Here is a 26,096-nt window from a genome sequence, read left to right as displayed (position 1 = left end):
AGATAAGACGGGCGGCCTTGCTTGCCAATGAACGACCCGCAGCGCCTCGTCGCAATCGCCCCACGCGCTGCCGCCGAAACGTTTATCCCGGGCGACGGGTGGATCGGCGCGGATCCTTGTAGGTGAACGCGCTGTCGGGCACCGAGACGCCGTAACGGTGATTGCGCAGCCGCACGGTGGTGCGATTGTTCTGCGCATCGAGCGCGACCCAGTTGGCCAGCTCCAGCCCACCCGGCGCCGCGGAATTGCGGGTGAAGATCAGGGTGATCACGCCGAACTGCGGCTTGTTGGGATCGCGAACCTCGACGCTGACGACGTCGGGATGGCCCGTCGAGACCAGCTTGCCGTACTTCTTCACGTCGCGGTTGGGATCGAGCAGCGCGCCGAGCGGCGATTCGGAGATCGGCCAGCGTTCGACCTGATTCACTTCGTAGTCGATCATCGTGAACGACTTGCCGTTCGACACCAGCAGCAGCGGTACGCCATCTTCGTACTGGAAGCGGATTTTGCCGGGCCGCTTCAGCGTCATCTCGCCGGAAACGGTCTGGCCCTTGCGGTCGGTCTGGGTGAAGTTGGCCTTCATCGTCGAGATGCCGCGTAGCGCAGCGACCGCGCGGTCGAGGTCACCCTCGGCCGCGGCGACCGGCGTGGGTATCGCGAGGAACGCCGCAGGCGCGGCAACGGCCAGCGCGCCGGCGATCGCGGCACGCAGCGGGGTGACGGTAAGCTTGTGCACTATGGTCATGCTCCGTTGACTAGGATCGGAGCATTGAACCGATGCTGAATTCATCCGGTTCCGGAAATTCAGCTTACTTGATCTTCGCTTCCTTGAACTCGACGTGCTTGCGCGCGACGGGATCGTACTTGCGGAAGGTCATCTTCTCGGTGATGTTCCGGGGATTCTTCTTGGTCACGTAATAGAAGCCCGTGTCGGCAGTCGAGACGAGCTTGATCTTGACGGTTGCGGGCTTCGCCATGGCGTGTTCCTAAGATCGTTCTGAGGCCCCAAACACCAGTGCAAGGGGCCGAAAAAATACAGGCGGCGCGCGCGGCACCGCCATTCCGGCGCGGCCATTGAGTGATTCACGGGGAAAAGTCAAGCACGCTACCAGTCGACCTTGCCCCGGTTGGCCTTCACCGCGCCGCGCGATTTCTTGGCTTTCAGGCGTTTCACCTTGCCGACGCGATTGACGCGGCTCTTGGCGCGCTTCTTCGGTTGCTTGTGGGCCTCCTCGATCAGCTCGACGAGGCGGCTCCGCGCTTCCTCGCGATTCGCCTCCTGCATGCGATGGGTGCGCGCGGTGAGGACGATCTCGCCCCTGGCGGTCATCCGGCTGCCGGCGAGCGTCTTGAGCCGCGTGAAGACCGGCGGGGGCAGGCGCAGCGCGAATACGTCGAGCCGCAACTGCACGGCGGTCGCGACCTTGTTGACGTTCTGCCCGCCAGGGCCGGAGGAAGCGATGAAGCTTTCCTCCGCCAGCGCCAGTGCGCGCTCCACGGGAGAGGGCGGCTCCTCATCCATCGGCGAATCCGAGGGCGGCGAAATCGGCGGGGAGAGGCGCCGCGGCCTCGATCGGCGGCTTGCCCGCGCGCGGCACGACGAGCCCGGCCGCGTGGAGCATGGTGCGCGCAGCCCCCTTGCCGTTGCCATAGACCGGATCGCCGAGCAGCGGCACGCCGAGCCCGCTGGCGGCATGGACGCGGATCTGGTGCGTACGCCCGGTCTCGGGCCGAAACTCGACCAGCGTGCGGCCTTGTTGCCGCGCGACGACGCGCCAGTGCGTGACCGAGGGCTTGCCTTTCTTCGCAGGGATCATCCGCCAGCCTTTTTCCGCGCTGCTGATCTTGCTCAGCGACAGCGCGATCGTGCCTTCGGCCTCCGGCAGCTCACCGTCGAGAATACCGAGGTAGCGCTTTTCGACCACGCGCTCCTCGAACGCCATCGCAAACCGCTTCAAAGCCTTGGGATTGCGCGCAAGCAGCAGGCAGCCGGAGGTGTCGGTGTCGAGCCGGTGGACCGGCATCGGCGCGCGCTGGAAGCCGAGCTTCAGGTCGTCGAGATGATCCTCCAGCGACCGGCCGCCCTTGCGCGGGCGTTCGATCGGCAGCCCGCCGGGTTTGTCGATGACCAGCGCTTCGCCGTCTTCGAAGAGGATATGCAGAGCGCTCATTGCCGACCTTCTTTTCGCCCCAAGCTTGTCGAAGGGCCGTTCCTGTGTCCAGCATGCGCGCTAGAGGAAAGGCCGGGCGTTGGCCAAGGCTCTCTTCGGGTTCGACGCGCCTGACCCTAGAGCGCGAGTTCCGCCCGCATCAGGCCGCGCAGGGCGTTGCCGATCAGGAAGCCGTCTTCCAGGTCGGCCAGCGTCAGCTCGGCCTCGCGCGCCCGGCCCTGTTCGAGCAGGATCCGCCGCCCGATCCCCGGCAGCAGGCCGAGCCGCGCGGACGGGGTCAGCAGCACGCCATCGCGCTCCAGATAGATGTTGGTGAAACTGCCCTCCGTCACGAGCCCGTCGTCGCGCACGAACAGCGCTTCGGCTGCGCCGATTTCGCGGGCCGCCGCCAGCGCGTCCTCGTAGAAGCCGCGGTCGCTGGTCTTGTGCCGCAGGCGCCAGTCGCCGGAATCGACCGGCAGCGGCAGCGCGGTGCAGCGCACCGGCTCGCCCAGCGGAGGGGACAGGTCGCCTGCCTCGACCGCGATCTCACCGCTACGAGCGCAAAGCAGGCGCACGCGAGCGGGTCGCTCGAGCTCGAAACAGAGCGCGTGGATGCGATTGCGTGCGACGTGGCGGTCGAAGGCGAAGCCGAGCTCGGCGGCGCTCGTTTTCATCCGCTCCAGGTGCCCTTCGATCAGCGCTATGCCCTCTTCGGGCGTGAAGCGCATGGTTTCGATCAGGTCGAACGCGGGCGTCGTGTGAGCGGGTGAGCTCCGCCGGGCGAAGCCGCCCTTCAGCACGGCCTCGCGCCACTCGGCCAGCGGCTCGCTGTCGGCGACGATCGCCGAGCCGACGCCGAGCACTGCCGTCCCCTGTGCATTCTCGATCGGAGTCAACCGCAGCGTGCGAATCGCGACGTTGAAGGCCGCGTCGCCATCAGGGCCGATCCGGCCGATGGCGCCGCAATAGGGACCGCGGGCATCGCGTTCGACTTCGGCGATCAGTTCCATCGCGCGGATCTTGGGCGCGCCGGTGATCGAACCGCAGGGGAAGATCGCGCGCACGAGATCCGCCGCGCCTTTCCCTTCGGCCAGCGTTGCGCGCACGGTCGAGACCATCTGGTGGACGGTCGGATAACTCTCGACCGCGAACGGTGCGTCGACACGCACGCTGCCAGGTTCGGCCACGCGCGACAGGTCGTTGCGCATAAGATCGACGATCATCAGATTCTCGGCCTTGTCCTTGACCGAGGCGGCGAGATCGGCCGTCAGCGCGCGGTCCTCGGCCGGATCGTCCGACCGGGGCCGCGTGCCCTTCATCGGCTTGGCTTTCGCCTCGCGTCCCTTGAGCGATACGAACAGCTCGGGGGAGAGGCTGAGCAGCCAGTGCGTGCCATCGAACACCATCCCGCCGTAGCCCGCCTGCGCCGCCGGGCGCAGCGCCGCGTAGAGTGCAAGCGGATCGCCGCGGTACGAGCCGGCGAGCGGGAAGGTGAGATTGGCCTGATAGATGTCGCCGCCGCGGATCGCCTCCTGAAGTCGGGCGAAAGCCTCGCCATAGGCACCAGGCGAGACTTGCGGATCGAGCGGCCCAAGCGAGGCTTCGCCCTCGGCACGCGCGGCGAGCCAGGCGGGCATGTCCGCGGCGGGAATGACAGTTTCCGTCTCGAACAGGCCGAGCCAGACGAGTGGCCCCGCTGCCCCGGTCCTTGTCTCCGCCAGCGCGTGTAGCCTGGGTTCGAGCGCCAGCCCTGCCTCGTAGGCGAGGAAGCCCGCGAGCCAGCCACCGCGTTCGGCCCGCGCCGCATCGGCGGCGGCAAGCACGGCCTCGACCTCGCCGGGCTGGCGCGCGACGAAGATCTCCACCGGGTTCTCGTAGAAATGCGCGTCGGCGGCGCTCTCGGCGCGCGCATCGTCGAGCAGCACGAAGGGTGTTCGCTCTCCCATCGCCCCCGCCTTAGGGTCCGGAACCCTATCCGCCAAGCCGGGAACTTGCGGTGCGCGAAGGCCTGCGCCATGCCTGATCCCGATCACGGCGGGAGAATCACACGTGAGTGAAATCTTTCTCGGGCTTGCCGGCAACGGCGAGAAGCAGTTCCTCAACCTCGGGCGCGCCAATCGCCACGGGCTGATCGCCGGCGCAACCGGTACCGGCAAGACGGTGACGCTCCAGGGCCTGGCGGAGAGCTTTTCCGCGCGGGGCGTGCCGGTCTTCGTCGCCGACGTGAAGGGCGATCTCTCGGGCATCGCCATGGCCGGCTCCCCGACTTTCAAGAACGCCGACAAGCTGGAGGCGCGCGCGAAGGAACTGGGCATGGACGACTATGCCTATTCCGACAATCCGGCGATTTTCTGGGACCTCTACGGCGAGCAGGGGCATCCGATCCGCACCACCATTTCGGAGATGGGGCCGCTGTTGCTCGCCCGGCTGCTCGACCTCAACGAGACGCAGGAGGGCGTGCTGCAGATCGTCTTCCGTCACGCCGACGATCACGGGCTGCTGGTGCTCGATCTCGGCGACTTGCAGGCGATGCTCGCCTGGTGTGCGGAGAATTCGAAGGAGCTGAGCGCCAAGTACGGCAATATCACCAAGGCCAGCGTCGGCACGATCCAGCGCCAGCTCCTGAGCTTCGAAAGCCAGGGCGCGGACCGGTTCTTCGGTGAGCCGGCGCTGGAGATCGACGATTTCCTGAAGACCGACGAGCAGGGCCGCGGCTACATCAACGTGCTCGCCGCGGACAAGCTGATGCGCAGCCCGAAGCTCTACGCGACCTTCCTGCTCTGGCTGCTGGCCGAAATGTTCGAAAGCCTGCCCGAAGTCGGCGACCCCGAGAAGCCCAAGCTGGTGTTCTTCTTCGACGAGGCACACCTGCTGTTCGACGATGCGCCCAAGGCCCTGCAGGACAAGGTCGAGCAGGTCGTGCGCCTGATCCGCTCGAAGGGCGTGGGCGTCTATTTCGTGACCCAGAACCCGATCGACATCCCGGAGGAAGTCGCCGGGCAGCTCGGCAACCGGGTGCAGCACGCGCTGCGCGCCTTCACGCCGCGCGACCAGCGGGCGATCCGCGCCGCAGCCGAGACCTTTCGCATCAACCCCGAGCTCGATGTCGAGACGGCGATCACGGAGCTCAAGGTGGGCGAGGCGCTCGTCTCCACCCTGCTCGAGGACGGCGCACCCTCGATCGTTCAGCGCACGCTGATCAAGCCCCCGTGCAGCCGCCTCGGTCCGGTGACCGAGAAGGAGCGGGCGATCGTCCAGTCGGTCAGCCCGGTGGCCGGCAAATACGACACGGCGGTTGATCGCGAGAGCGCGGAAGAAGTGCTCGCGCAGAAAGCCGCCGATGCCGCCGCGACGGCGGAGGAGGTCGAGGAGAAGGGACGCGACGAGGTCGAGAAGCGCCCGCGCAAGAGCACCTCGATCTGGGGCAAGGCATTGAAGCGCGCGGTGGGCGCGGCGACCGGTTCGGGCGCGTCGATCGCCGCAAGCACGATCACCGGGCGCAAGTCGCGCGCGAACCCGATGAAAACCGCGGCGACTTCGGGTCTCGGCTCGCTCGCGACCGACCTGGCGGGCCCGCTCGCGGGCCGCTTCGTGCGCAATCTGATCGGTGGGCTGATGCGCTAGGGCGCCTAGGGTATCCGCTTCGTCGGATAGGGCGTGCCATCCTTGTGGAGATAGCCGTCGGGTCCGAACTTCATGTCGATATCGGGGTACTCGCCGTAATCGGTCGAGCTGTCGCCCGCGCTGATCGCGACGAACACGCAGTCGCTTCCGCTGCGGTTCTGCAAGTGGTGCCCCTCGCGCACACCTTTCGGCCATGCGGCAACGTCGCCGGCGCGGAGCACCGTTTCGCCGCCGTTTTCGACCAGCACCGCCTCGCCCGCGATCATCACCAGCAACTCGTCCTGTCCGCCGTGCCAGTGGCGCTGCGACGACCATCCGCCCGGCTTCAGCACGACATGGCTCGCACCCATTTCGGTAAGCCCCCCTTCGGGTGCGAGGCGGCGGTACCAGCGGCCCTCCACCTCGCGATCGTAGGGCGCAGGGTAGCCGGTGGCGTTGGTCTGCGGGAGGCTGTCGAGATCGAGCTTGGGCATGGAGCGACTCCGATGGGTGGTAAGCGGCGAATTGCTCGTCTAACCCCCGCGCGATGACCGACGCCAGCCTGTTTGCCGAAAAGCTGATCGCCGCGCCGAGCGTGACTCCGGCGACCGGCGAAGTGTTCGACGTACTGGAGGCTATGCTGTCGCCGCTCGGCTTCGAGGTTCACCGCTTCGCGTGCGGTGAGGCGCCGGACGGGCCGGTCGAGAATCTGTTCGCGATCCGGCGCGGGCCCGAAGGCTCGAAGCACTTCGCGTTCGCCGGCCATGTCGACGTCGTCCCTCCCGGAGACGGCTGGACCAGCGCGCCATTCGCGCCCGAGCGCCGCGGCGAGCTGCTCTACGGCCGCGGCGCGGTCGACATGAAGGGGGCGATCGCGGCGATGATCGCCGCCGTGGCCGAAGTTCCGCGCGATGCGGGGACGATCAGCTTCATCGTCACCGGCGACGAGGAAGGTCCGGCTGTCCACGGCACCCGCGCGCTGATCGACTTCATGCGGGAGCACGGCCATCGGCCCGACTTGTGCCTCGTGGGGGAGCCGACCAGCGTCCACCGGCTCGGCGACATGATGAAGATCGGGCGCCGCGGCTCGGTGAATATCTGGCTCGAGGTCGAAGGCACCCAGGGCCACGTCGCCTATCCGCACAATGCCGACAATCCGATCCCCAAGCTGGTAGCTATCCTGGCGGAACTCGACGCGCTGGTGCTCGACGAGGGGACCGAGTGGTTCCAGCCGTCGAACCTGGAGATTACCGATCTCGACGTCGGCAACCCGGCGCATAACGTGATTCCGGCCAAGGCCACTGCGCGCATCTCGATCCGCTTCAACGACCGGCACACGGGCGCATCGCTGTCCGAGAAAGTCGGCGCGATCGCCGCAAAGCACGGCGGAACCGCGCTTCCGATCATTTCCGGCGAGCCGTTCCTGACGCCGCCGGGCGAATTCTCGCAGATGATCGCCGATGCGGTCGAGGCCGAGACCGGCCTCGTGCCCGAAGCCTCGACCAGCGGAGGAACGTCCGATGCGCGGTTTCTGCGCGCCGTATGTCCGGTCATCGAGTTCGGGCTATGCAACGCGACCATGCACAAGCGCGACGAGGCGGTGGCGCTGGCGGACCTCGATGCGCTAGGCCGCATCTATGCGCGCATCGCCGCAGCGGCGCTGGGCAAACGATAAGACGATACCGGAGGGGAAGCGAGAGATGGCAAGCCAGGACGCAGCGGAGATCGCCGCAGGCGCCGCACCGACGGGACACGGCAAGCTGCAATGGCGGATCCTAATCGGGTTCGTGGGCGGCCTCGTCGCCGGCCTCCTCGCCTATACCTTCGCGCGCGACGCGGCATGGATCGAAACGATCGTGACGTACGTCACCAATCCGATCGGGCAGATATTCCTCCGCCTGCTGTTCATGCTGGTCATCCCGCTGCTGTTCAGCGCGCTGGTGGTCGGGATCGCGGAGATGGGCGAGGTCAAGTCGCTGGGGAAGGTGGGCCTCAGGACCTTGCTCTACACGGTGGTCGTGTCGTCGATCGCGGTGGCAATCTCGATCACGCTGGTCAATCTGATCAAGCCGGGCGAGGGAATCGACCCGGCGGCGGCCGCCGAACTGCTGGCCGAGGGTGCGGAGGGAGCCTCCAGCATCGTCCGCGCGAGCGCCGAGAGTCAGGCGGGCGTCAACCAGGTTATCGCCATCGTGCCGAGCAACGTCATCGCCGCGATGTCGTCCAACGACATTCTCGCGGTGATGTTCTTCGCGCTGTTCTTCGGTATCGGCCTGCTGCTGGTCCAGACGCGGCGGACCGAGACGCTCAAGGATGCGATCGAGGGCGTGTTCGAAGTGGCGATGAAGCTAATCGGCTTCGTCATCCAGCTCGCGCCGATCGCGATCTTCTGCTTCATGTTCAACCTGACCGCGCAGTTCGGTTGGGACCTGCTGTTCAAGCTCGCTGCGTTTGTGGGCGTCGTGCTCCTGGCGCTCGGCATCCAGATGTTCGGGGTCTTCCCCGCGATCCTGAAGTTCGTCGCCAGGAAGAGCCCGGTCGCCTTCTTCAGCGAGACCCGCGAGGCGAGCGTCATGGCATTCTCCACCGCCAGCTCGAATGCAACGCTGCCGACCGCCCTGCGTGTAGCCGATGCAGAACTGGGCCTGCCCCGCCGCATCGCACGCTTCGTGCTGACCATCGGCGCGACCGCCAACCAGAACGGTACCGCCATGTTCGAAGGGGTGACCGTGCTGTTCCTCGCCCAGTTCTTCGGGGTCGATCTGTCGCTGATGGATCAGGCCTTCGTCATGCTGATCTGCATTCTCGCCGGTATCGGCACCGCGGGCGTACCGGGCGGCTCGCTGCCGGTGATCGCGCTGATCCTCGCCGGCGTGGGCGTCGACCCCGCGGGCATCGGCCTGATCCTCGGCGTCGACCGCTTCCTCGACATGTGCCGAACGACGCTCAACGTGGTCGGCGACCTCGTCGCGGCGCAGACTATTTCGGCGCTTTCGCCCGACTTGCCGGAGGTTGAAGCACCTTCTGCTTGAAGGCGCACAGATCGACGACAGGGCAGCGCCAGCATTCGGGCACGCGTGCCTTGCAGATGTAGCGGCCGTGCAGGATCAGCCAGTGGTGCGCGTGCAGGCGGAAGGGCTGGGGAACGCGCTTTTCCAGCTTCGCCTCGACTTGCTCGGGCGTCTTGCCCCGGGCCAGGCCGGTGCGGTTGCCGACGCGGAAGATATGCGTGTCGACCGCGAAGGTCTCCTGCCCGAACCAGCAGTTGAGCACGACGTTCGCGGTCTTGCGGCCGACGCCGGGGAGCTTGACGAGCGCGTCGCGGGTGTCAGGCACTTCGCCGCCGAACTCGTCGATCAGCATCTGCGAGAGCGCGATGACGTTCTTGGCCTTCGAGTTGAACAAGCCGATCGTCTTGATGTGCTCCTTCAGCCCCTCTTCACCCAGGGCGATCATCTGCTCGGGCGTCTCGACTTCGGCGAAGAGCTTGCGCGTCGCCTTGTTGACGCCGACGTCGGTTGCCTGCGCCGACAGTGCGACCGCGACGACGAGCTGATAGGCATTGCCGTATTCGAGCTCGGTCTCGGGCGCCGGGTTGTCTTCCGCCAGGCGGCGGAAGAACTCGAATATCTCGTCCTTGGTCATCGCGCGGCGGGGTCGAGCACGTCGTCCATCGTGTAGCGCCCCGGGGCGCGGCCGATCAGCCATTCGGCGGCCCTGACTGCGCCGCGCGCGAAGATCATCCGGTTCTCGGCGCCATGCGAGAGGACGAGGCGCTCCTCCTCGCCGGCCAGGATCACGCTGTGCTCGCCCGCAACCGTGCCGCCGCGCAAGGCGGCAAAGCCGATAGCGCCGGGTTGGCGCTCGCCGGTGTGGCCGTCGCGCCCGCTCTCGCGGTTGGTAGCGAGCTCGATCCCGCGCCCCTGCGCCGCCGCTTCGCCTAGCAGCAGCGCGGTGCCCGACGGGGCGTCGACCTTGCGCCGGTGGTGCATCTCGACGATCTCGATGTCCCAGTCAGGCCCGAGCCGCGCCGCGGCCTCGCGCACGAGCTGTGCGAGCACGGTCACGCCCAGCGAGGTGTTGCCGGTTTGCAGAACGGCAATGGCGCGCGCGACATTGTCGATCGCGGTGTGGTGGCGTTCCTCGAGCCCTGTGGTGCCGATAACGATCGGAATGCCGGCGCCGATCGCCGCGTGGACATTCCCTTCGAGTGCGACCGGGGCCGAGAAGTCGACCAGCACGTCGCTCCGGTCGGCCAGCGCAGCCGGGTCGCCCCCGCGGTCGACGCCGCCGGCGTACTCGTGCCCCGCGTCGGCAACCGCGCGGGCAAGCGCCTGTCCCATCCGTCCCTCGCTGCCGATGATGCCGATGCGTGCCATTGCGCTTCCCCGATTGGCCATGCTTCATGGCGGCCATGGCAGACATTCGCAACATCGTCATCCTCACCGGCGCGGGTGTGAGTGCCGAAAGCGGCATCGACACCTTCCGTGACGCCGGCGGGCTGTGGGAACAGCACCGGGTCGAGGATGTCGCTACGCCCGAGGCGTTCGCGCGCGACCCCGATCTCGTGCTGCGCTTCTACGATATGCGTCGTGCCGCGATTCAGGAAAAGCAGCCGAACCCCGCGCACGAGGCGCTTGGGCGGCTCGACCGCGAATGGCTCGGCGAATTTCTGATCGTCACGCAGAACGTCGACGATCTGCACGAACGCGGGGGCGCTCGGCGGGTGCTGCACATGCACGGCACGCATCTCAACGCCTGGTGCACGGCCTGCGATGTGCGTTCGCGCTGGACGGCGCCGCTGATCGACCGCCCGCCCTGCCCCGGCTGCGGCGAGCGAGCGCTGCGACCCGACGTCGTCTGGTTCGGTGAGATGCCCTACGAGATGGAGCGCATCTACGCCGCGCTGCGGCAGGCCGATCTGTTTGTCTCGATCGGCACCTCGGGCGCGGTCTATCCCGCCGCCGGCCTCGTGCGCGACGCCCGCGACCTCGGCGTACGGACGCTAGAGCTCAATCTCGACCGAAGCCAAGGCTCTGCCTGGTTCCACGAATCGCGGCTCGGCCCCGCAAGCGCGCTGGTACCGGCTTGGGTGAACGAGATACTAGAGCGGTAGGATCAACCGGTTACGTTCGACCCACACGCGCGGCAGGCGGGGTCCTTCGCGATGTGGAAGCTGCGCATTTCGGCCTTGAGGCCGTCGAGCAGGTGGACACGGCCCCATTGGGGGTCGCCGAACGCCGCCTTGCCGGAGAGGAGGACGCGGATCGCGTGCATCGCGGCGAAGGTGCCGGTCCAGCCCGACATGGCGCCGAGCATGCCGTCCTCGGCGCAGGTATCGCAATCGTCGGCATCGAAGGCGTCGCCGACGAAGCAGCGGTAGCAGGCCTCGTCCGGCAAGTGCCCCGCAAAGGCGCCGACCTGGCCCTGAAAGCGACCGACGGCGGCCGAGAGGAGCGGGATGCCGGACGCAACGCAGGCGTCCGACACCGCGAGGCGGGTCGCGAAGTTGTCGGTCCCGTCGAGCACCAGGTCCGCGCCCGCGATCGCGTCCCCGGCATTGTCGCGAGTCAGGCGCCGGTCGACCAGCTCGACCGCGATCTCGCCGTCGAAGTTCGCCAGCCAGCGCCGCGCCGACACTGCCTTGCCGTGCCCCACGTCCCGTTCGGAATAGATCGTCTGACGCTGGAGGTTGGAGAGCTCGACCCGTCCGTCGTCGATCAGCGTGAATCGCCCCACGCCGGCGCCGGCGAGGTATTGCAGCGCCGGGCTGCCGATTCCGCCCAGCCCGACCAGCGCGACATGTGCTACGGCAAGCGCCACCTGCCCCGCGCCGCCAATCTCGGGCAGGACGATATGGCGCGCGAAGCGGTCGATGCGGTCTGGGGGCAGGGCCATGGACACGCTGTTGGCAGGCTGTGCGCGGAGTGTCGATATCCTGTGAGTTCCCACGGAGGCGGGGACCTCAACTCACGGATGACCAAGAGGGCCGAGGCCCCCGCCTGCGCGGGGGAGCTCGGATCAGGCAATCAGCTCTCGAGCTGCCGCAGCAGGCTGCGCACGTCGCCGTCCATGTCGGCGTCGCGCTGGCGCAGGTCCTCGATCAGGCGCACCGCGTGGATCACGGTCGAATGGTCGCGCCCACCGAACTTGCGCCCGATCTCGGGGTAGGAGCGCGGGGTCAGCACCTTGGAGAGATACATCGCGACCTGCCGCGGGCGGACGACGGCTCGCGCGCGGCGCTTGCTCGACATTTCCGCGCGATCGATGCGGTAGAACTGGCACACCGTGCGCTGGATTTCGTCGATCGTGATCCGGCGGCGGTTGGCCGAGAGGATATCGGTCAGCTGCTCTTCGGCGAGCTGGAGCGAGACTTCCTGGCCCGTGAGCTGGGCATAGGCGATCAGCTTGTTCAGCCCGCCGACGAGCTCGCGCACGTTGCGCGTGATCGTGCGGGCGAGGAAGTCGATCACGTCCTCGGGCACGGAAAGCGGCGCGAACCGGGTCAGCTTCGATTCGAGGATTGAGCGGCGCAGCTCGATGTCGGCCGCGGCGATGTCGGCGACGAGGCCCATCGACAGGCGGCTGAGCAGCCGCGGTTCCACTCCGTCGAGCGCCTGCGGGGCGCGGTCGGCGGCGAAGACCAGTCGTTTGCCTTCGGCCAGCAGTGCGTCGATCGTGTAGAGCAATTCCTCCTGCGCGCTGGCCTTGCCGATGATGAACTGGATGTCGTCGACCAGCAGCAGGTCGAAGCTGCGCAGGCGCGCCTTGAACTCGATCATCTGGTTCTGCTTCAGCGCCTGGACGAATTCGACCATGAAACGCTCGGCACTGCAGTAGAAGATCCGCGCGCGCGGGTGGCTCGCGAGATAGGCGTGGCCGATCGCGTGCAGCAGGTGCGTCTTGCCCTGCCCGGTCGCGGCCTTGAGGTAGAGCGGCGAGAACTGCGGCGTCTCGGTCGCGGCCATGCGCTGCGCCGCGTTGCAGGCGAGTACGTTCGATTCGCCGGTGACGAAAGCCGCGAAGGTCAGCGAGGGATCGAGACCCACCGAGGAGGTGAAGCCCTGTTCGCCGATCGTGCCGGCGGCGACCGCGATCATCGAGGAATCGGCATCGTTGGCCGGACGGCGTCCGTCGCCGGCCAGGCTCAGTTCGGGCAGCTTGCGGCGGCCCGGATGGACCGAGACGCGCACGTTGCGCACTTCGCTGCGTGCGATCTTCCAGGCGAGCGAGAGCCGGTCGACGAAGCGGTCCTGCACCCAGTTCGCCGAGAACTCGGTCGGCAGATAGAGCTCCAGCGTGCCGGTTTCCTTGCAGAACCCACCGAGCTGGATCGGTTTGATCCACTGGCTGTGGAGCTGATGCCCCAGATCCTTTCGCAGGCCCTGGCTGATGTCCGCCCAATCCGCAGCCAGGTTTACCGCTTCCAGATCTTCCATCGATTCCTCTTGCCCTTTGCCCAGTGCCGCGCGTGCTTCGCCGTTCCTGCTTTTCATTTTCGAACCGCTCCCATCGCGCCCGGTCTGCCCCCGGACACCCTCATGAACCCCACAGACGGCACGCACAGCTCCGTCCTGCCCGGAATCGGGGATTCCAGACCGAACGCGACCGTCCAATTTTCAGGAGCACCAGCCGTCCCGCCTCGTGCTGTGAACCTTTTAAGAAGCGCTTCGCTTGAGTCGCAAGGGGCCTGCCTGCAAAAAAACTGAAATAAAGGATATTGACTCGTCGCAACCCCGCAGCCGCCCGTTCAAGTCGTTGTTTGTATGAGGAAATCCCATACCGTGCGATGCGAATCGCGGAACTTCCTCGCTTTTCTCAAATCGCGTCGGACGAAGGGTGGCAAAACGAAACGGGCCAGCGCTCCTCGCGCCGGCCCGTTCGGCATTTCAATGTTGCTGTGGCCCCGATCAGGGGCCCGCGAATCAGAGCGCCGCGACTCGCTTGGAGAGGCGCGACATCTTGCGCGCTGCGGTGTTCTTGTGAAGCACACCGCGTGCGACGCCGCGAGCGAGCTCGGGCTGCGCGGTCTTGAGCGCTTCGGCAGCGGCCGTCTTGTCGCCGCCGGCGATCGCAGTTTCGACCTTCTTCAGGAAGCTGCGGATGCGGCTGATGCGCGCACCGTTGATCTCGGCGCGGTTGGCGTTGCGACGGATGCGCTTCTTGGCTTGCGGCGTATTGGCCATGTTCGTCCTTGTCTCGGGCCGTCTTGCGAACGGCCGGATTTCGTTCGTAAACCTGCAGAAAACGGCGGCATGCCCGCCGGAAAGCGCGCGCCTTAGCGGCGGGGGGCCGAATCGTCAAGCACGGCGAGCGGTGAGGCGGCGGCGGGAGTGCCGCCCGCTATTCAGGTGGGATAGGCCGGACGGGATTCCGTGCATGAGAAGGCAGGTCGGCCGGAAGCGGCAGCCAGTGATGCTTCTCTTCGGTCCAGACGGCCTGCTCCGGCCTCGGGAAATCGGGATCGGCGAACGACCCCGCCGCCACGCCCACGAGGTCCGGAAGGCGATCGGCTTCCCACCAGAGATTCGAGCCGCATTCCGGGCAGAAGTGAAACGTCACGTCTTGGCCGCTGGCGGACGGACGGCGAAAGGCTGCCGCCTGACCGGTCCTGAGCTCCACGCTCGCCCGCGGATAGAAGGCGGCCACGCTGAACAGCGAGCCGGTCCGCCGCTGGCAATCGAAGCAGTGACAGAGAGAGACCTTGGAAGGTTCGCCGCTGCAACGGAGCGTCATCTTTCCGCAGTGGCATCGCGCTTCCCGGATCATGACGCGGGATTGAACCTTTGCCTTGCGATCCGCAAGGACGAGGTGGTCGACCCGGCCCCATCTGGAGCTGTGACGCCGCCGCTCACCGCTGGCAGCGCGGGCAGAACCAGGTGCTGCGCCCACCCTGCGCGACGCGGCGGATCGTGCCACCGTCATCGCGCCGGCAGGGCTCACCTTCCCGGCCGTACACGTCGAAGCGTGTCGCGAAATAGCCGAGCTCGCCGTCGGGCCGCGCGTAGTCGCGTAAGGTTGAGCCGCCGTCGGCGATCGATTGCTCCAGCACTTCGCGGATCGCGGGAACCAGCCGCGCGAGCGCCGCGCGCGAGACGCTGCCGCCTGCCTTGCGCGGATCGATCCGCGCGCGGAACAAGGCCTCGCAGACGTAGATGTTGCCGAGCCCGGCGACGATCCGCTGGTCGAGCAGGAGGAGTTTGATCGCCTGCTTGCGGCCTTTCAGCGCAGTGTGGAGATGCGCGACGGTGAGATCGTCGCCCAGCGGCTCGGGCCCCATGCCCGCAAACGAGGGCCACGCGTCGAGGCTCTCGGTCGGCACGAGATCGACCCAGCCGAACCGCCGCGGGTCGCATAGCGCGAAGCGGTGCTCCTCGGTCTCGATGACGAGGTGGTCGTGCCGGTCGTCCGTCGCTGGATCGATCCGCCAGCGCCCGCTCATGCCGAGGTGGAACACCAGCGTCTGCCCGCGGTCCGTATGGATCAGCCCGAACTTTGCCCGCCGCCCGAGCCCGGTCACGCGGGCGCCCGTCAGCATCTGCACCAGGCCGGGCGGGAAGGGCCGGCGCATGTCGGGCCGGTTCACACGGGCACGAACCAGGCGTTTCCCTTCAAGGAAGCGGGCGAGGCCGCGTACGGTGGTTTCGACTTCTGGGAGCTCGGGCATGCCTCGCCGTCTAACACCCTTTGCCGGGGCGGCAATTCCTCCTAAGGCCCGGCGCATGAGCGAGAAGGTTTCATTCGGCTACGAGGACGTGGCTCCCGAAGAGAAGACCGAGCGCGTGGGCGCGGTATTCTCCAATGTCGCGGCGAAGTACGACGTGATGAACGACGCCATGTCGGGCGGGCTCCACCGGCTATGGAAGGACCGCTTCGTCCGCCGGGTGAAGCCGCAGCCGGGCGAGGCGATCCTCGACATGGCCGGGGGTACCGGAGACATCGCCTTCCGCATGGCCGCGCGCGGGGCCGAAGTGACGGTGGCGGACATCAACCAGGATATGCTCGACGTCGGGGTCGAGCGTGCGGTCGAGCGGGGGATTACCGGCCTTACCTGGTCGTGCCAGAACGCCGAGGAACTCGGCTATCCGCGCCGCATGTTCGACGCCTATACGATCGCCTTCGGCATCCGCAACGTGACCCGGATCGACAAGGCGCTGGCCGAGGCGCACCGGGTGCTCAAGCACGGCGGGCGCTTCTTCTGCCTGGAGTTCTCGACCACCGAATGGCCGGGCTTCAAGGAAATCTACGACCTCTATTCGCACAAGCTCGTGCCGCAGATCGGCAAGGCGATCGCGGGGGATGAGGCGAGCTATCGCTATCTCGTCGAATCGATCCGCCGCTTCCCGCCGATGCCCGAGTTCGAGGGGATGATCCGCCAGGCGGGCTTCTCGAACACGCGCGTCGAGCCGATCATGGGCGGGCTCGTGGCGATCCATTCGGGATGGAAGGTGTGAGCATCGCCTTGCAATCCCCCTCCCGCTTGCGGGAGGGGTTAGGGGTGGGCATGGGCCGCGAGGCCCATCCCCAGCGGCTCCCACAAGCGGGACGGGAGAGCGAATGACCCAGCCCGCTACGCACATCTTCCGCCTGCTCAAGTGGGGCCGCACGCTCGCGCGGCACGGGGCGCTGCGCGGGATCGAACGCGACCCCAACACGCCGGGTCCGGTGAAGCGGCTCGCGCGGATCGCGCGCTTTGGCACGTTTCAGCCGGCGCAGCCCGACTATGCCGGCGCGTTCCAGGAGATCGGCCCGGCGGCGATCAAGCTCGGCCAGTCGCTCGCGACCCGGCCCGACCTGGTCGGCGAAGACGCGGCGCGCAACCTGCTGTCGCTGCAGGACAGCCTGCCGCCGGTCGCCTATCCGGAGATCGAGCGGGCGATTGAGGCAAGCTTCGGCCAGCCGGTCGATACGCTGTTCGCTGAAATAGATTCGGTCCCCGTCGGCGCGGCCTCGATCGCACAGGTGCACCGCGCGGTGACGACCGACGGGCGGCAAGTCGCGATCAAGGTGCTGCGGCCGGGCATTCGCGAGCGCTTCGCGCGCGACATCGCGACCTACGAATGGGCGGCGGCGCATCTCGAGGCACTGGGCGGCGAGGCCGCGCGGCTGCGCCCACGGCTGACGATCGCCAACTTCAAACGCTGGACCAATCGCGAGCTCGACCTGCGGCGCGAGGCGGCCTCGGCCAGCGAACTGGCGGACGCCATGCGCGGGGTCGAGCGGTACTGCATCCCCTCGATCGACTGGGACCGGACCAATGGCCGGGTGATGACGATCGAATGGATCGACGGCATCAAGATTTCGGACCGCGAGGCGCTCGTCGCCGCCGGACACGACCTGCCCGAGCTGGCGCGGCGGCTGGTGCTCGCGTTTCTGCGCCAGGCGATCAGCGCCGGGTTCTTCCACGCCGACATGCACCAGGGAAACCTGTTCGTGCAGGCCGACGGAACCATCGTTGCGATCGACTTCGGCATCATGGGCCGGATCGACCGCCAGGCGCGGCAATGGCTGGCCGAAATCCTCTACGGCCTCACCACCGGCAATTACCGCCGCGTGGCCGAGATCCATTTCGAGGCGCAGTACGTCCCGAGCTACCATTCGGTGGACGAGTTCGCGACCGCCCTGCGCGCGGTCGGCGAGCCGATGCGCGGCAAGCCGGTGAGCGAGTTGTCGGTCGGCCAGATGCTCGACGGTCTGTTCGCGATCACCCGCGACTTTGACATGCAGACCCAGCCGCACCTGCTACTGCTGCAGAAGACCATGGTCATGGTGGAGGGGATCGCGACCCAGCTCGATCCAGAGATCAACATGTGGGACGTATCGGCGCCGTACGTGCGAAGCTGGATCCGTGACGAGCTCGGCCCCGAGGCGGCGCTCGCCGGTCGCCTGCGCGAGGATACCGAGACCCTGCTGCGCATCCCGGCGCTGATCCGGCGCCTGGAAGAGAAGTTCCCGCCCCGCGGCGGCGCACCGGAGCCGCCGCCGTTGCCGAAGATCGAGCTGATGTGGCAGCGCCGCAATCGGAAACGGCGCGACTGGCCGGGCTACCTTCTCGCCGGGCTGATCGGCGGCGGCGCGGTGGCGGCGGCCACGTTGCTCGACTGGATCGGCTGAGCGCCGCTCAGGTCGTCGGGTGCGGCAGGACGCGGCTGGCGACGAGGAGCACGATCACGGTGACGGCCTCGATCACCATCGGCATCCAGAAACCGGGCTCGGTCCCGTCCGCCGCGATGCTGACGAATCGGCCCACCAGCGCGATACCGAACAGGCCGGCAGGGACCAGCAGGATGTCGCCGTTGCGGCGCCAGGCGCCGACCAGCATGCATATCGCGGCGATGACGAAGAACGCGGTCATGTCCGCGCGCATCGTCGCCAGGCCGTCGGCGTCGATCGCGCGCAGGCCGAACGTCTCGCCCGAATTCACCGGATCGGCCAGGAAGCCCATCCCGGTCACCAAAAAGAACAGCCCGCCTACGAAAATGAGCGCCGTCAGTATGATCCGCATCGGTCCCCCTCCTCCATTTCTGCGTCCCGACCGGTCTACAGGCGGGGACGGGTGCACGGCCAGCCGAATCTTTACATCGCCCGGCAGGGCTGGCACGCGGCGGCGCGCCGGGCTAGGCTCGCGCGCAGTGAAAACGGGGACGATCAACCATGACCGTTGACAGCCGCTCGGGCGCTCCCCGCATTCTGCTCATCGTCGGCGGCGGCATCGCGGCCTACAAGGCGTGCGAGCTGGTGCGGTTGATCCGCAAGGCGGGCGGATCGGTCACTTGCGTGATCACCGAAGGCGGGCAGCAGTTCGTTACCCCGATGACTTTGGCGGCGCTGTCGGAAAATCCCGTCTACACCACATTATGGGATCTCAAGGATGAGGCCGAGATGGGCCACATCCAGCTCAGCCGCGAGGCGGATCTGGTGGTCGTGTGTCCGGCGACGGCGGATCTGCTGGCGAAGATGACCGCCGGCTTGGCCGACGATCTCGCGACCACGCTGCTCCTTGCGACCGACAAACCGGTCCTTGCGGTGCCCGCGATGAATGTGCGCATGTGGCAGCACGCGGCGACGCAGCGCAATATCGCATGGCTGCGGGAATCGGGTGTCGAGGTGATGGAGCCCGATGAAGGGCCGATGGCTTGCGGCGAATATGGACCGGGCCGCCTGCCCGAGCCGGAGACGATCTGGACGGCAATCGCCGCGCGGCTCGCACTCGTCGCACCGCTTGAGGCCGATCCGCTTTCCGGTCAACCCGACTTCGATGCGGAGCCGGCGCATCGCCCGCTCTACGGCCGCCATGTGCTCGTCACCGCCGGACCGACGCACGAGCCGATCGATCCGGTGCGCTACATCGCCAACCGGTCGAGCGGGAAGCAGGGCTTCGCGATCGCCGCCGCGGCGGCCGCGGCAGGGGCTCGGGTGACGCTGATCGCGGGGCCGGTCACGCTCGAAACACCGTCCGGCGTGGAGCGGATCGACGTCGAATCGGCGCGCGAGATGGCCGATGCGGTGAACGGCGCGTTGCCTGCCGATGTGGCCGTGATGGTGGCTGCTGTTGCCGACTGGCGCAGCAAGGACTTCGCCGCACAGAAGATGAAGAAGCGCGGCACTGCCCCGCCGGCGCTGCTTCTTGCCGAAAACCCCGACATCCTCGCCGGTCTCGCCGTCGCCCGCCAACGTCCGCGTCTGCTGATCGGTTTCGCAGCGGAAACCGAGAACGTGATCGCGAACGCCAAGGCGAAGCGCGAACGCAAGGGGGCCGACTGGATCGTCGCCAACGATGTCTCCGGCCCGAGAGAAGACAGCGTGATGGGCGGCGAGAGCAATGCGGTGCATGTGATTACGGCCGGGGGTGTGGAAACGCTCGAGCAGATGCCGAAGAGCGCGGTCGCGCGCGCGCTGGTCGAGCGGATCGCGAGAGAATTGGAGCCGAAAGACGAATGACTGATGCGATACCCGTCCGGGTCAAGCGCCTGCCGCATGGCGAGGGGCTCGATCTTCCGCGTTACGCCACCGAAGGCGCAGCGGGCATGGATGTGCTGTCTGCCGAGGACGTGACGATCGCGCCCGGCGCACGGCATGCGGTGGCGACCGGCCTCGCGGTGGCCATTCCAGCGGGTTACGAGATTCAGGTCCGTCCGCGGTCGGGCCTCGCGCTCAAGCACGGGATCAGCGCGCCCAATGCGCCGGGAACGATCGACTCGGATTATCGCGGCGAGCTCAAGGTGATTTTGATCAACCACGGCGCTGAACCCTTCGCGATTGCGCGCGGCGACCGGGTGGCACAGCTCGTGCTCGCGCCGGTGACGCGAGCGGCGTGGGAGGAAGTCGCGGACCTCGACGAAACCGCGCGCGGGGCGGGCGGTTTTGGATCCACCGGCGGGCACGCGCAGCTCGCATGATTCGGGTCAGTCGGGCGGAGCGGCTCGCTATGGGGCCGCTCCGCCCGGTGGTCAGAGCATGATTGCCAGGGCCGCGAGCCCTCCGATCAGCAGGGCGCCCACCGCGCCGGCGATACCCTTCTCGAGCGCGGACAGGCGGTCGAGATGGTCCTTGCGGAACTGCTGGTAGGGGCCGCCGAGGTGTTCGTCGCCGGCGAGCATCGCGGTTTCGAGCGCTGTCGCCTCTTTGCCGAACCAGCGGCGGAGGTCGTCGATCTCGCTCTGCGAGAGGTCGGGATAGCGCGCGAGCAGGGCTTCGGCCTGCGCGCGCCGGTCGTCGCCGGGCGAAGCGGCCCGGCTGGTCTGCATTGTCATGATTCACCTGGAATAGTTCGTTGTCGTCGTCGGCGCGCGGCCGAGGCGGGAACAGTCAGGCGAAAGGCGGCGCGCGCGGCGCCAGCGAAAGGCTGGTGAGCTCGCGAGCCGGTGACGGCGGACCGGTCGATGCCGGCAACCTGACTCGTGCATAAACCGCCGTTGGTGCGGCCGCTGGAGAGGCGGCGCGTATCGCAGGAACCGGCGGAGGCGGCACCGGCGGTTCGAACCGCTCGACCTCGCCTCCGCTCGCCGTGCGCAGCGCGGCCGGGATCGTGACGTCGACCGAGGAAATATCGAAGGCGGAGCCATGATGCCGGTCGATACCGACCGGGTGCGAAGGCACGGCCTGAAGGCCGATGATCGCCAGCAGGAGGGCCGCAAGCGTGCGAATCGCAAGGAGGTTCGGTGACAAGATCATGGTTTCAGCGCCGGATGTAGCGCTCAAGGTCGGAGCGGCAAGATGGGCGCGCGCGGCGCCCAACAAAAAGGGCGGACCCGCTCGCGCAGGTCCGCCCCCTTGGTGATCGCTTGGTGTGCGGTCGGATCAGTCGATCCGGCGCACCGTCGTCTCGCCCTCGGGCTTGATCGAGATGCGCACCGTCTCGCCCGAGTTGCCGGGGAAATCGGTGAACATGGCGTCGACCAGATTGGGGACGAGATATTGCAGCCGATCCGACGTCGAGACGGCCTCGGCCGTGCCTTCGAACAGCCGCTCGCCGTCCGCCGCGCGGTCGATCTTCAGTTCGATGCCGCTGGTGTAGACGGTGTAGCTGCGAATATCGGGCCCGCCGAACCACGGATCATGGAAACCGTAGCCCCACGAACCGGTCGGCACGTAGGCGACGCGGTAGCCATCGCGCGTGCGCACGTAGACCGGGCGGCGCGAAAAGCCGTACCACGGGTCGTAGAACGGATCGCGGAAGCCGGGTGTCGAGCGGATCCGCTCGCGCCCGTTGTCGACGCCGTAGTCGAACCGGACCAGCAGCGTGGCGTTCTCGGGCGAAGCCTGAGTGTAGCCTAGCTGCTCCATCTCCGCCTCGACATAGTCGGCATAGCGCGCGAATTCGAGACCGCCGGCGAGCGCCGGATCGTCCGCCACGACGGCGAACGTCTGGCCCTGCGGCGCAGGCAACTGCGATTGGAAGCGCGACACATCGGCCTTGAACGGCGTGGCGCAGGCGGCCAGGCCGGCAAGCAGCACCGGCACGGCGGCGAGCTTGAGGGTGCGGCCCCAACCTTTCTTGCGGGTGTTCATCGTATCATCCCCTTAGGAAGCAGTAACGCATAGCGCGACCGTCCCTCACGCCGGCTCTACGCTGTCATCGATAGGGCGTGTTGTAAAGAAGGCGGGCTGAATGAGGATTGAATGAGAACATAGAGAAAACACAATAAAATCAGTTATGTCTGCTCATGCTGATCTCGTTCTTCGATGGGCGCAGGATACTCCCGTCACCCCCGCACGAGACCCAGTGCTTCGTAGGTCGCAGCGAGCGTCGGTGCGCCGCGCTCGCGCGCCTTGGCCGCGCCCTTGGCGAGAATCGCGTCGAGTGCCTCGCGGTCTTCCAGCAGCGCGCGGAACCGTCCGGTGATCGGTGCGATCACCTGGACCATCAACTCGCCCAGCGCCGGCTTGAACGCGCCGAATCCCTGTCCGCCGAACTCGGCCAGCACCGCGTCGATCGAGGTTCCGGCCAGCGCACCGTAAATCGAGACGAGATTGTAAGCCTCGGGCCGTCCGCCCAGTCCGGCAGCGTCGGACGGCAGCGGTTCGGCGTCGGTCTTGGCTTTCTTGACCTTCTTCATGATCGTGTCCGCATCGTCGGTCAGGTTGATGCGGCTCATCTCGCTCGGGTCGGACTTGCTCATCTTTGCGGTCCCGTCGCGCAGGCTCATGATCCGCGCCGCGTCGGGCGGGGTGATCGGATCAGGCAAGGTGAACACGGGTGTTGCTTCGCTGGCAAAGTCGTTGTTGAACTTCTGCGCGATGTCGCGGGCGAGCTCCAGGTGCTGTTTCTGGTCCTCGCCCACCGGCACATGGGTCGCCTGGTAGAGCAGCACGTCGGCCGCCTGCAGCACCGGATAGGTAAACAGCGCGGCGCTGGCGCCCTCGCGGTTCTTGCCGCTCTTGTCCTTGAACTGCGTCATGCGGTTCAGCCAGCCCATGCGGGCGGTGCCGTTCAGTAGCCATTGCAGCTCGGCATGGGCTGGGACCTGCGCCTGGTTGAACAGGATCGAGCGATCGGGATCGATCCCGCAGGCGACCAGCGCGGCGGCCATCTCCAGCGTCGCGCGGCGGAGTTCCGCCGGGTCGTGCGGCATCGAGATCGCGTGCAGGTCGGCCAGGAAAAACAGGCACTCGCTGCCGTCTTCCAGCTCGTCCTGCATGCGCACCCAGTTGCGAATCGCCCCAAGGTAGTTGCCGAGGTGGAGATTGCCTGTGGGCTGGATGCCGGAAACGACGCGCATGACGGTCCTGTTGTTTGGATGAAAGAGGGGGAGCGCTTCCGGCTCCGGCCCCGCGATGTCAACCCTCGCGGCGCATCAGCCGGGCGATGGCGGCACGGTCGAGCACGCCGAGCAGCGCTGCGAGTATGAAGTAGATCACCCCGCCGATCGCGACCAGCGCGGCGATCGATCCGATCCGCTCGAGCACGCCGCCGGCATAGAACTCCGCGCCCCAGGGCATCGCGAACCACAGCGCCGCGCCCATCAGCGCCGCGGCGAGCGCGATCCGCGCGATGCGCCAGGCGACTCGCCCTGTCATGTGGAAGTGCCCCTTGCGCGCCAGCAGCGCGTAGAGCAGCGCGACGTTGGTCCATGCCCCGGCGGATCCCGCCAGCGCGAGCCCGACGACGCCGAAGCGGGGCACGAGGACGAAGTTGAGCGCGACGTTGAGCGCGAGCCCGGCCATCGCGGTATAGACGGGCGTGCGCGTGTCCTTGCGTGCGAAATAGTTGGGCACCAGTACCTTGATCAACACGTAGGCGGGCAGGCCCACCACGAGCGCGGAGGTCACCGCGCCGGTCGCCATCGCATCGGACAGGGTGAACGCGCCGCCGGTATAGAACGCGCGGGTGAAGGCGCTGCCGGTGACGAACAGCGCAACCGCGGCCGGCACGGTGAGCAGCATGGCGAGCTCGATCGCGTTCGACTGCAGGCGCTGGGCCGCGTCATGGTCGGCGCCCGCGATATGGCGCGAGAGCGAGGGCAGGATCGCAGTGCCGAGCGCGATGCCGACGATCCCGAGCGGCAATTGGTTCAGCCGATCGCCCATCGCGAGGAAGGTGTAGGCGCCGTCGGGCAGGGTCGAGAGAAAGAACAGGTCGATGAAGCGGCTGATCTGATAGACGCCCGCGCCGAACACGGCCGGGAGGATGAGGATGCCGAGCTCCTTCACCCCGTGCGTAATGCGCGGACGGCCCAGTCGCATACGGAAACCCGCCTTCCGTGCCCAGGCCCACAGCCAGACGAGCTGAAGCAGCCCCGACACGGTGACCGCGATCGCGAGTAGCTCGCCGGTCGCGCGGCGTGCCTCTACCCCGTCGCCCAGCGTCATGCCGGCGATCAGTGCCGCGATCATGCATAGGTTGAGCAGGATCGGCGCAGCGGCGGCGGCGGCGAAACGCGAGAGCGAGTTGAGAATAGCGGCGAACAGCGTCGCGAGGCTCATGAATGCGAGATAGGGAAAGGTGATCCGCGCCATCAGCACGGCGAGGTCGAACAGCTCGGGGTCGCCCTCGACCCCTTCGTTGGCAAACAGACCGGCGATCCACGGCATCGCGATCAGCGCCAGCGCGCCGAACACGATCAGCACCGGGATCAGGAACGCGAGCACCTCCTCGGCGAAGCGGCGCGCTTCGGAGAGGTCGTCGCGGCCTGCCATGCGCCGGTTGAACAGCGGCACGAAGGCGCTGGCGAAGGCGCCCTCCGCGAACAGGCGGCGGAAGATGTTGGGGAGCTGGAAGGCGAGCTGCCAGGCGTCCGCCACGCCGCCGGCGCCGAGAGCGCGGGCGAGCAGCATGTCGCGCGCGAAGCCGAACAGGCGGCTGACCATGGTCAGCCCGCCGATCGTCCCGACGTTCTTGAGCAGGCTCATGCTACCCGTACCCTTCCCGCTAGCGCTGTGTGGGAGGGGCGCGGAAGCTCAGGCCTCGCCCGCCGGCGTGCCACCCGCAGCGGCCTCTTCCTGCTGCTTCTGCTGCAGGCGCTGCGTGTAGAGGCCGTTGAAGTCGATCGGATCGATCATCAACGGCTGCTGGCCCGCGTCGCGGCTCGCATCGGCGAGGATGCGGCGGGCGAAGGGGAACAGCAGGCGCGGCGCTTCCGAATAGAGGAAGGCGTGCGCCTGATCCTCGGGCAGGTTGCGCATGCCCAGAAGGCCGCAATAGGCGACCTCGACCAGGAACACGTTGCCCTTCTCCGCCTTGGCGGTGGCGTTGATCTTGAGTTCGACCTCGTGCACCTCGTCGCTGATCTGGCGGGCGGCGATGTTGAACTGCACGTCGACCTGCGGCGCGTCCTTCCACTGGAAGCACTCGGGCGCGTTGGGTACTTCGACCGACATGTCCTTGACGTACTGCGCGATGATCCCGGCGGCGGGCAGCGTGTCCGCGCCGTTGCCGGTGGGTGCGGGATCGAGATCGAGATCGGTGAGGACGTCGCCTTCGTCGGCCATGATGGAATACGCTTTCGTCGAGAATGGTACGGAGCGCCCGCCCGGCAAGGGGGCGAGCCTGGCCCGCGCGCCTAGCACCACGCGCGCGGGGCCGCAACTCGCGCTTGTCGTGCGGGGCAGGCCGGATCGCAGACGGGGCGATACGCGTTGTCCATTTGTATTTTGCCACTATCTAGGGCACGATCGAACCGGATGCGGCGTCTGGCCGGTCCGCTATGCAAACGGACAGCTTTTCTGTGATCTACGAAATCGTCATCCTCGCCATGATCGCCGCCTTCCTTGGCATGCGACTCTACTCGGTTCTCGGCCGCCGTGCCGAGCATGAGGAGGAGCCGATTCCGACGCGGTTCGACAAGGGCAAGCAAGCCGCACCACGCGCTGCTGCGCCGGTGCACCGTCAGAACGTGCCGCTGCCGCGCGCCGCGGGCGTCGTCCCGGCGGTCGAACGCGGGGTGCAGGAGATTGCTGCTGCCGACCGCTATTTCGATCTCACCGCCTTCCTCGAAGGGGCCAAGGGTGCCTATGCCATGGTGCTCGAGGCGTTCTGGAAGGGCGACCGCGAGACGCTGCGGGAGCTGTGCGACGACGACGTCTACGCCGGCTTCGACGCTGCGATCACCGCGCGCGAAGAGGCGGGCGAGACGCTCGACAACCGTCTGATCCGGATCGAGGACGCAACGATCCACAGCGCGTCGCTCGACGGCAGACGGGCGCGGATCGCGGTCAACTTCGTCTCCGACATCGCTGCGGTCACCCGCGACAGCGAGGACAACATGATCGCCGGATCGCTCGACGATGCGATCGAGAGTCGGGACGTGTGGACCTTCAGCCGCATGGTCGACTCGCCCAATCCGGACTGGCTGCTCGACGAGACCGACGAGGGCTGATTGCAGGCATAAAGGGGAGGGA

General features: G+C 67.3%; 29 protein-coding genes. 9 read left to right on the top strand and 20 right to left on the bottom strand.

Annotated elements, in window-relative coordinates; all coding sequences use genetic code 11:
* Nucleotides 1-82: 82 nt before the first annotated feature.
* The 5 genes from D2V04_RS15785 to pabB form a co-directional block, all read right to left on the bottom strand.
* The gene (locus tag D2V04_RS15785; RefSeq protein ID WP_119514662.1) at nucleotides 83-745 is read right to left on the bottom strand and encodes a LolA family protein; all 663 of its coding nucleotides are present in this window, start codon (nucleotides 743-745) and stop codon (nucleotides 83-85) included.
* 64 nt (nucleotides 746-809) lie between these two features.
* Complete coding sequence (rpmG, locus tag D2V04_RS15780; protein WP_067682697.1) at nucleotides 810-977, bottom strand: 50S ribosomal protein L33; 168 nt, start codon at nucleotides 975-977, stop codon at nucleotides 810-812.
* 128 nt (nucleotides 978-1,105) lie between these two features.
* A complete protein-coding gene (gene arfB, locus D2V04_RS15775) occupies nucleotides 1,106-1,522 on the bottom strand; it encodes an alternative ribosome rescue aminoacyl-tRNA hydrolase ArfB (RefSeq protein WP_119514661.1) in 417 nt (138 codons plus the stop codon).
* Nucleotides 1,515-2,171 (bottom strand): RluA family pseudouridine synthase, encoded by a 657-nt coding sequence (locus D2V04_RS15770; RefSeq protein ID WP_119514660.1) that lies wholly within the window; start codon nucleotides 2,169-2,171, stop codon nucleotides 1,515-1,517. Before D2V04_RS15770 ends, arfB begins: the two co-directional genes overlap by 8 nt.
* Before the next feature lie 116 nt (nucleotides 2,172-2,287).
* On the bottom strand, nucleotides 2,288-4,099 hold the full coding sequence (gene pabB, locus D2V04_RS15765) for an aminodeoxychorismate synthase component I (protein WP_119514659.1): 1,812 nt from the start codon (nucleotides 4,097-4,099) through the stop codon (nucleotides 2,288-2,290).
* A gap of 103 nt (nucleotides 4,100-4,202) precedes the next feature.
* On the opposite strand from pabB, the gene D2V04_RS15760 reads away from it, so the two are divergent.
* Nucleotides 4,203-5,777 (top strand): helicase HerA-like domain-containing protein, encoded by a 1,575-nt coding sequence (locus D2V04_RS15760; RefSeq protein ID WP_119514658.1) that lies wholly within the window; start codon nucleotides 4,203-4,205, stop codon nucleotides 5,775-5,777.
* A 5-nt stretch (nucleotides 5,778-5,782) separates the two neighbouring features.
* On the opposite strand, the gene D2V04_RS15755 is transcribed toward D2V04_RS15760, so the two are convergent.
* The gene (locus D2V04_RS15755; protein ID WP_119514657.1) at nucleotides 5,783-6,250 is read right to left on the bottom strand and encodes a cupin domain-containing protein; all 468 of its coding nucleotides are present in this window, start codon (nucleotides 6,248-6,250) and stop codon (nucleotides 5,783-5,785) included.
* A gap of 53 nt (nucleotides 6,251-6,303) precedes the next feature.
* Here D2V04_RS15755 and dapE point away from each other — a divergent pair, with 53 nt between their 5' ends.
* Both dapE and D2V04_RS15745 read left to right on the top strand, forming a co-directional pair.
* Nucleotides 6,304-7,431: a succinyl-diaminopimelate desuccinylase gene (dapE, locus tag D2V04_RS15750; protein ID WP_119514656.1), complete on the top strand. Its 1,128-nt coding sequence runs from the start codon at nucleotides 6,304-6,306 to the stop codon at nucleotides 7,429-7,431.
* A gap of 25 nt (nucleotides 7,432-7,456) precedes the next feature.
* Nucleotides 7,457-8,788, top strand: coding sequence for a dicarboxylate/amino acid:cation symporter (locus D2V04_RS15745; protein WP_119514655.1), 1,332 nt, complete (start codon nucleotides 7,457-7,459; stop codon nucleotides 8,786-8,788).
* Here the strand turns inward: D2V04_RS15745 and nth are convergent.
* Together nth and dapB are read right to left on the bottom strand one after the other, a co-directional pair.
* Entirely contained in the window at nucleotides 8,736-9,401 is a 666-nt protein-coding gene (nth, locus tag D2V04_RS15740) for an endonuclease III (RefSeq protein ID WP_119514654.1), read from the bottom strand. The genes D2V04_RS15745 and nth overlap by 53 nt on opposite strands.
* Nucleotides 9,398-10,135 (bottom strand): 4-hydroxy-tetrahydrodipicolinate reductase, encoded by a 738-nt coding sequence (dapB, locus tag D2V04_RS15735; RefSeq protein WP_119514653.1) that lies wholly within the window; start codon nucleotides 10,133-10,135, stop codon nucleotides 9,398-9,400. The genes nth and dapB overlap by 4 nt, the downstream gene beginning before the upstream one ends.
* 35 nt (nucleotides 10,136-10,170) lie before the next feature.
* On the opposite strand from dapB, the gene D2V04_RS15730 reads away from it, so the two are divergent.
* Nucleotides 10,171-10,872, top strand: coding sequence for an NAD-dependent deacylase (locus D2V04_RS15730; RefSeq protein ID WP_119514915.1), 702 nt, complete (start codon nucleotides 10,171-10,173; stop codon nucleotides 10,870-10,872).
* A gap of 2 nt (nucleotides 10,873-10,874) precedes the next feature.
* Here D2V04_RS15730 and D2V04_RS15725 read toward each other — a convergent pair whose 3' ends face one another.
* The 5 genes from D2V04_RS15725 to mutM form a co-directional block, all read right to left on the bottom strand.
* A complete protein-coding gene (locus tag D2V04_RS15725) occupies nucleotides 10,875-11,654 on the bottom strand; it encodes a HesA/MoeB/ThiF family protein (protein ID WP_182849791.1) in 780 nt (259 codons plus the stop codon).
* 131 nt (nucleotides 11,655-11,785) lie between these two features.
* The gene (gene dnaA, locus D2V04_RS15720) at nucleotides 11,786-13,252 is read right to left on the bottom strand and encodes a chromosomal replication initiator protein DnaA (RefSeq protein WP_119514652.1); all 1,467 of its coding nucleotides are present in this window, start codon (nucleotides 13,250-13,252) and stop codon (nucleotides 11,786-11,788) included.
* A 429-nt stretch (nucleotides 13,253-13,681) separates the two neighbouring features.
* Nucleotides 13,682-13,942 carry a 30S ribosomal protein S20 gene (gene rpsT, locus D2V04_RS15715; RefSeq protein ID WP_119514651.1) on the bottom strand — a complete coding sequence of 87 codons (261 nt, stop codon included), beginning with the start codon at nucleotides 13,940-13,942 and terminating at the stop codon, nucleotides 13,682-13,684.
* A gap of 157 nt (nucleotides 13,943-14,099) precedes the next feature.
* On the bottom strand, nucleotides 14,100-14,525 hold the full coding sequence (locus D2V04_RS15710; protein WP_119514650.1) for a GFA family protein: 426 nt from the start codon (nucleotides 14,523-14,525) through the stop codon (nucleotides 14,100-14,102).
* 82 nt (nucleotides 14,526-14,607) lie between these two features.
* Nucleotides 14,608-15,423 carry a bifunctional DNA-formamidopyrimidine glycosylase/DNA-(apurinic or apyrimidinic site) lyase gene (mutM, locus tag D2V04_RS15705; protein ID WP_119514649.1) on the bottom strand — a complete coding sequence of 272 codons (816 nt, stop codon included), beginning with the start codon at nucleotides 15,421-15,423 and terminating at the stop codon, nucleotides 14,608-14,610.
* A 55-nt stretch (nucleotides 15,424-15,478) separates the two neighbouring features.
* Here mutM and D2V04_RS15700 point away from each other — a divergent pair, with 55 nt between their 5' ends.
* A complete protein-coding gene (locus D2V04_RS15700; RefSeq protein ID WP_119514648.1) occupies nucleotides 15,479-16,210 on the top strand; it encodes a class I SAM-dependent methyltransferase in 732 nt (243 codons plus the stop codon).
* A 103-nt stretch (nucleotides 16,211-16,313) separates the two neighbouring features.
* Nucleotides 16,314-17,870, top strand: a complete 1,557-nt coding sequence (ubiB, locus tag D2V04_RS15695) for a 2-polyprenylphenol 6-hydroxylase (RefSeq protein WP_119514647.1) — start codon at nucleotides 16,314-16,316, stop codon at nucleotides 17,868-17,870.
* A gap of 7 nt (nucleotides 17,871-17,877) precedes the next feature.
* Here the strand turns inward: ubiB and D2V04_RS15690 are convergent, their stop codons facing one another.
* Nucleotides 17,878-18,261 (bottom strand): DUF4345 family protein, encoded by a 384-nt coding sequence (locus D2V04_RS15690; RefSeq protein WP_119514646.1) that lies wholly within the window; start codon nucleotides 18,259-18,261, stop codon nucleotides 17,878-17,880.
* Between the two features lie 149 nt (nucleotides 18,262-18,410).
* Between D2V04_RS15690 and D2V04_RS15685 the strand changes: the two genes are divergently transcribed.
* Together D2V04_RS15685 and dut are read left to right on the top strand one after the other, a co-directional pair.
* Nucleotides 18,411-19,697, top strand: a complete 1,287-nt coding sequence (locus D2V04_RS15685; RefSeq protein ID WP_119514645.1) for a bifunctional phosphopantothenoylcysteine decarboxylase/phosphopantothenate synthase — start codon at nucleotides 18,411-18,413, stop codon at nucleotides 19,695-19,697.
* On the top strand, nucleotides 19,694-20,155 hold the full coding sequence (gene dut / locus D2V04_RS15680; protein WP_119514644.1) for a dUTP diphosphatase: 462 nt from the start codon (nucleotides 19,694-19,696) through the stop codon (nucleotides 20,153-20,155). The genes D2V04_RS15685 and dut overlap by 4 nt, the downstream gene beginning before the upstream one ends.
* Before the next feature lie 51 nt (nucleotides 20,156-20,206).
* Here dut and D2V04_RS15675 read toward each other — a convergent pair whose 3' ends face one another.
* The 6 genes from D2V04_RS15675 to secB all read right to left on the bottom strand — a co-directional run bounded on the left by D2V04_RS15675 (nucleotide 20,207) and on the right by secB (nucleotide 25,187).
* Nucleotides 20,207-20,509 (bottom strand): hypothetical protein, encoded by a 303-nt coding sequence (locus D2V04_RS15675; protein ID WP_147391850.1) that lies wholly within the window; start codon nucleotides 20,507-20,509, stop codon nucleotides 20,207-20,209.
* Between the two features lie 55 nt (nucleotides 20,510-20,564).
* Nucleotides 20,565-20,930: a hypothetical protein gene (locus D2V04_RS15670; RefSeq protein WP_119514642.1), complete on the bottom strand. Its 366-nt coding sequence runs from the start codon at nucleotides 20,928-20,930 to the stop codon at nucleotides 20,565-20,567.
* Nucleotides 20,931-21,056: 126 nt separating this feature from the next.
* Complete coding sequence (locus tag D2V04_RS15665; RefSeq protein ID WP_119514641.1) at nucleotides 21,057-21,767, bottom strand: DUF4136 domain-containing protein; 711 nt, start codon at nucleotides 21,765-21,767, stop codon at nucleotides 21,057-21,059.
* Nucleotides 21,768-21,961: 194 nt separating this feature from the next.
* On the bottom strand, nucleotides 21,962-22,978 hold the full coding sequence (gene trpS, locus D2V04_RS15660; RefSeq protein ID WP_119514640.1) for a tryptophan--tRNA ligase: 1,017 nt from the start codon (nucleotides 22,976-22,978) through the stop codon (nucleotides 21,962-21,964).
* Nucleotides 22,979-23,036: 58 nt separating this feature from the next.
* On the bottom strand, nucleotides 23,037-24,608 hold the full coding sequence (gene murJ / locus D2V04_RS15655) for a murein biosynthesis integral membrane protein MurJ (RefSeq protein WP_119514639.1): 1,572 nt from the start codon (nucleotides 24,606-24,608) through the stop codon (nucleotides 23,037-23,039).
* Nucleotides 24,609-24,656: 48 nt separating this feature from the next.
* A complete protein-coding gene (gene secB / locus D2V04_RS15650; protein ID WP_119514638.1) occupies nucleotides 24,657-25,187 on the bottom strand; it encodes a protein-export chaperone SecB in 531 nt (176 codons plus the stop codon).
* Nucleotides 25,188-25,423: 236 nt separating this feature from the next.
* Between secB and D2V04_RS15645 the strand changes: the two genes are divergently transcribed.
* Nucleotides 25,424-26,074 (top strand): Tim44/TimA family putative adaptor protein, encoded by a 651-nt coding sequence (locus D2V04_RS15645; RefSeq protein WP_119514637.1) that lies wholly within the window; start codon nucleotides 25,424-25,426, stop codon nucleotides 26,072-26,074.
* The last annotated feature ends 22 nt before the right edge of the window (nucleotides 26,075-26,096 follow it).

Origin of the sequence: Pelagerythrobacter aerophilus (genome assembly GCF_003581645.1) — a bacterium.
Lineage (GTDB): Bacteria > Pseudomonadota > Alphaproteobacteria > Sphingomonadales > Sphingomonadaceae > Pelagerythrobacter > Pelagerythrobacter aerophilus.
Note: the sequence above shows the minus strand (reverse complement) of the source record. Positions and strands in the feature narration are given on the sequence as shown.

Bases quoted from the DNA above. Each gene is read 5' to 3' on its own strand.
- D2V04_RS15665 (WP_119514641.1), bottom strand. From the start codon at position 21,767: ATGAACACCCGCAAGAAAGGTTGGGGCCGCACCCTCAAGCTCGCCGCC.
- rpsT (WP_119514651.1), bottom strand. From the start codon at position 13,942: ATGGCCAATACGCCGCAAGCCAAGAAGCGCATCCGTCGCAACGCCAAC.
- D2V04_RS15770 (WP_119514660.1), bottom strand. From the start codon at position 2,171: ATGAGCGCTCTGCATATCCTCTTCGAAGACGGCGAAGCGCTGGTCATC.
- dapE (WP_119514656.1), top strand. From the start codon at position 6,304: ATGACCGACGCCAGCCTGTTTGCCGAAAAGCTGATCGCCGCGCCGAGC.
- dnaA (WP_119514652.1), bottom strand. From the start codon at position 13,252: ATGAAAAGCAGGAACGGCGAAGCACGCGCGGCACTGGGCAAAGGGCAA.
- D2V04_RS15785 (WP_119514662.1), bottom strand. From the start codon at position 745: ATGACCATAGTGCACAAGCTTACCGTCACCCCGCTGCGTGCCGCGATC.
- D2V04_RS15755 (WP_119514657.1), bottom strand. From the start codon at position 6,250: ATGCCCAAGCTCGATCTCGACAGCCTCCCGCAGACCAACGCCACCGGC.
- D2V04_RS15685 (WP_119514645.1), top strand. From the start codon at position 18,411: ATGACCGTTGACAGCCGCTCGGGCGCTCCCCGCATTCTGCTCATCGTC.
- dut (WP_119514644.1), top strand. From the start codon at position 19,694: ATGACTGATGCGATACCCGTCCGGGTCAAGCGCCTGCCGCATGGCGAG.
- arfB (WP_119514661.1), bottom strand. From the start codon at position 1,522: ATGGATGAGGAGCCGCCCTCTCCCGTGGAGCGCGCACTGGCGCTGGCG.
- murJ (WP_119514639.1), bottom strand. From the start codon at position 24,608: ATGAGCCTGCTCAAGAACGTCGGGACGATCGGCGGGCTGACCATGGTC.
- D2V04_RS15730 (WP_119514915.1), top strand. From the start codon at position 10,171: ATGGCAGACATTCGCAACATCGTCATCCTCACCGGCGCGGGTGTGAGT.
- D2V04_RS15725 (WP_182849791.1), bottom strand. From the start codon at position 11,654: ATGGCCCTGCCCCCAGACCGCATCGACCGCTTCGCGCGCCATATCGTC.
- trpS (WP_119514640.1), bottom strand. From the start codon at position 22,978: ATGCGCGTCGTTTCCGGCATCCAGCCCACAGGCAATCTCCACCTCGGC.
- nth (WP_119514654.1), bottom strand. From the start codon at position 9,401: ATGACCAAGGACGAGATATTCGAGTTCTTCCGCCGCCTGGCGGAAGAC.
- D2V04_RS15710 (WP_119514650.1), bottom strand. From the start codon at position 14,525: ATGATCCGGGAAGCGCGATGCCACTGCGGAAAGATGACGCTCCGTTGC.
- dapB (WP_119514653.1), bottom strand. From the start codon at position 10,135: ATGGCACGCATCGGCATCATCGGCAGCGAGGGACGGATGGGACAGGCG.
- D2V04_RS15690 (WP_119514646.1), bottom strand. From the start codon at position 18,261: ATGCGGATCATACTGACGGCGCTCATTTTCGTAGGCGGGCTGTTCTTT.
- mutM (WP_119514649.1), bottom strand. From the start codon at position 15,423: ATGCCCGAGCTCCCAGAAGTCGAAACCACCGTACGCGGCCTCGCCCGC.
- D2V04_RS15745 (WP_119514655.1), top strand. From the start codon at position 7,457: ATGGCAAGCCAGGACGCAGCGGAGATCGCCGCAGGCGCCGCACCGACG.
- pabB (WP_119514659.1), bottom strand. From the start codon at position 4,099: ATGGGAGAGCGAACACCCTTCGTGCTGCTCGACGATGCGCGCGCCGAG.
- ubiB (WP_119514647.1), top strand. From the start codon at position 16,314: ATGACCCAGCCCGCTACGCACATCTTCCGCCTGCTCAAGTGGGGCCGC.
- rpmG (WP_067682697.1), bottom strand. From the start codon at position 977: ATGGCGAAGCCCGCAACCGTCAAGATCAAGCTCGTCTCGACTGCCGAC.
- D2V04_RS15675 (WP_147391850.1), bottom strand. From the start codon at position 20,509: ATGACAATGCAGACCAGCCGGGCCGCTTCGCCCGGCGACGACCGGCGC.
- D2V04_RS15700 (WP_119514648.1), top strand. From the start codon at position 15,479: ATGAGCGAGAAGGTTTCATTCGGCTACGAGGACGTGGCTCCCGAAGAG.
- secB (WP_119514638.1), bottom strand. From the start codon at position 25,187: ATGGCCGACGAAGGCGACGTCCTCACCGATCTCGATCTCGATCCCGCA.
- D2V04_RS15670 (WP_119514642.1), bottom strand. From the start codon at position 20,930: ATGATCTTGTCACCGAACCTCCTTGCGATTCGCACGCTTGCGGCCCTC.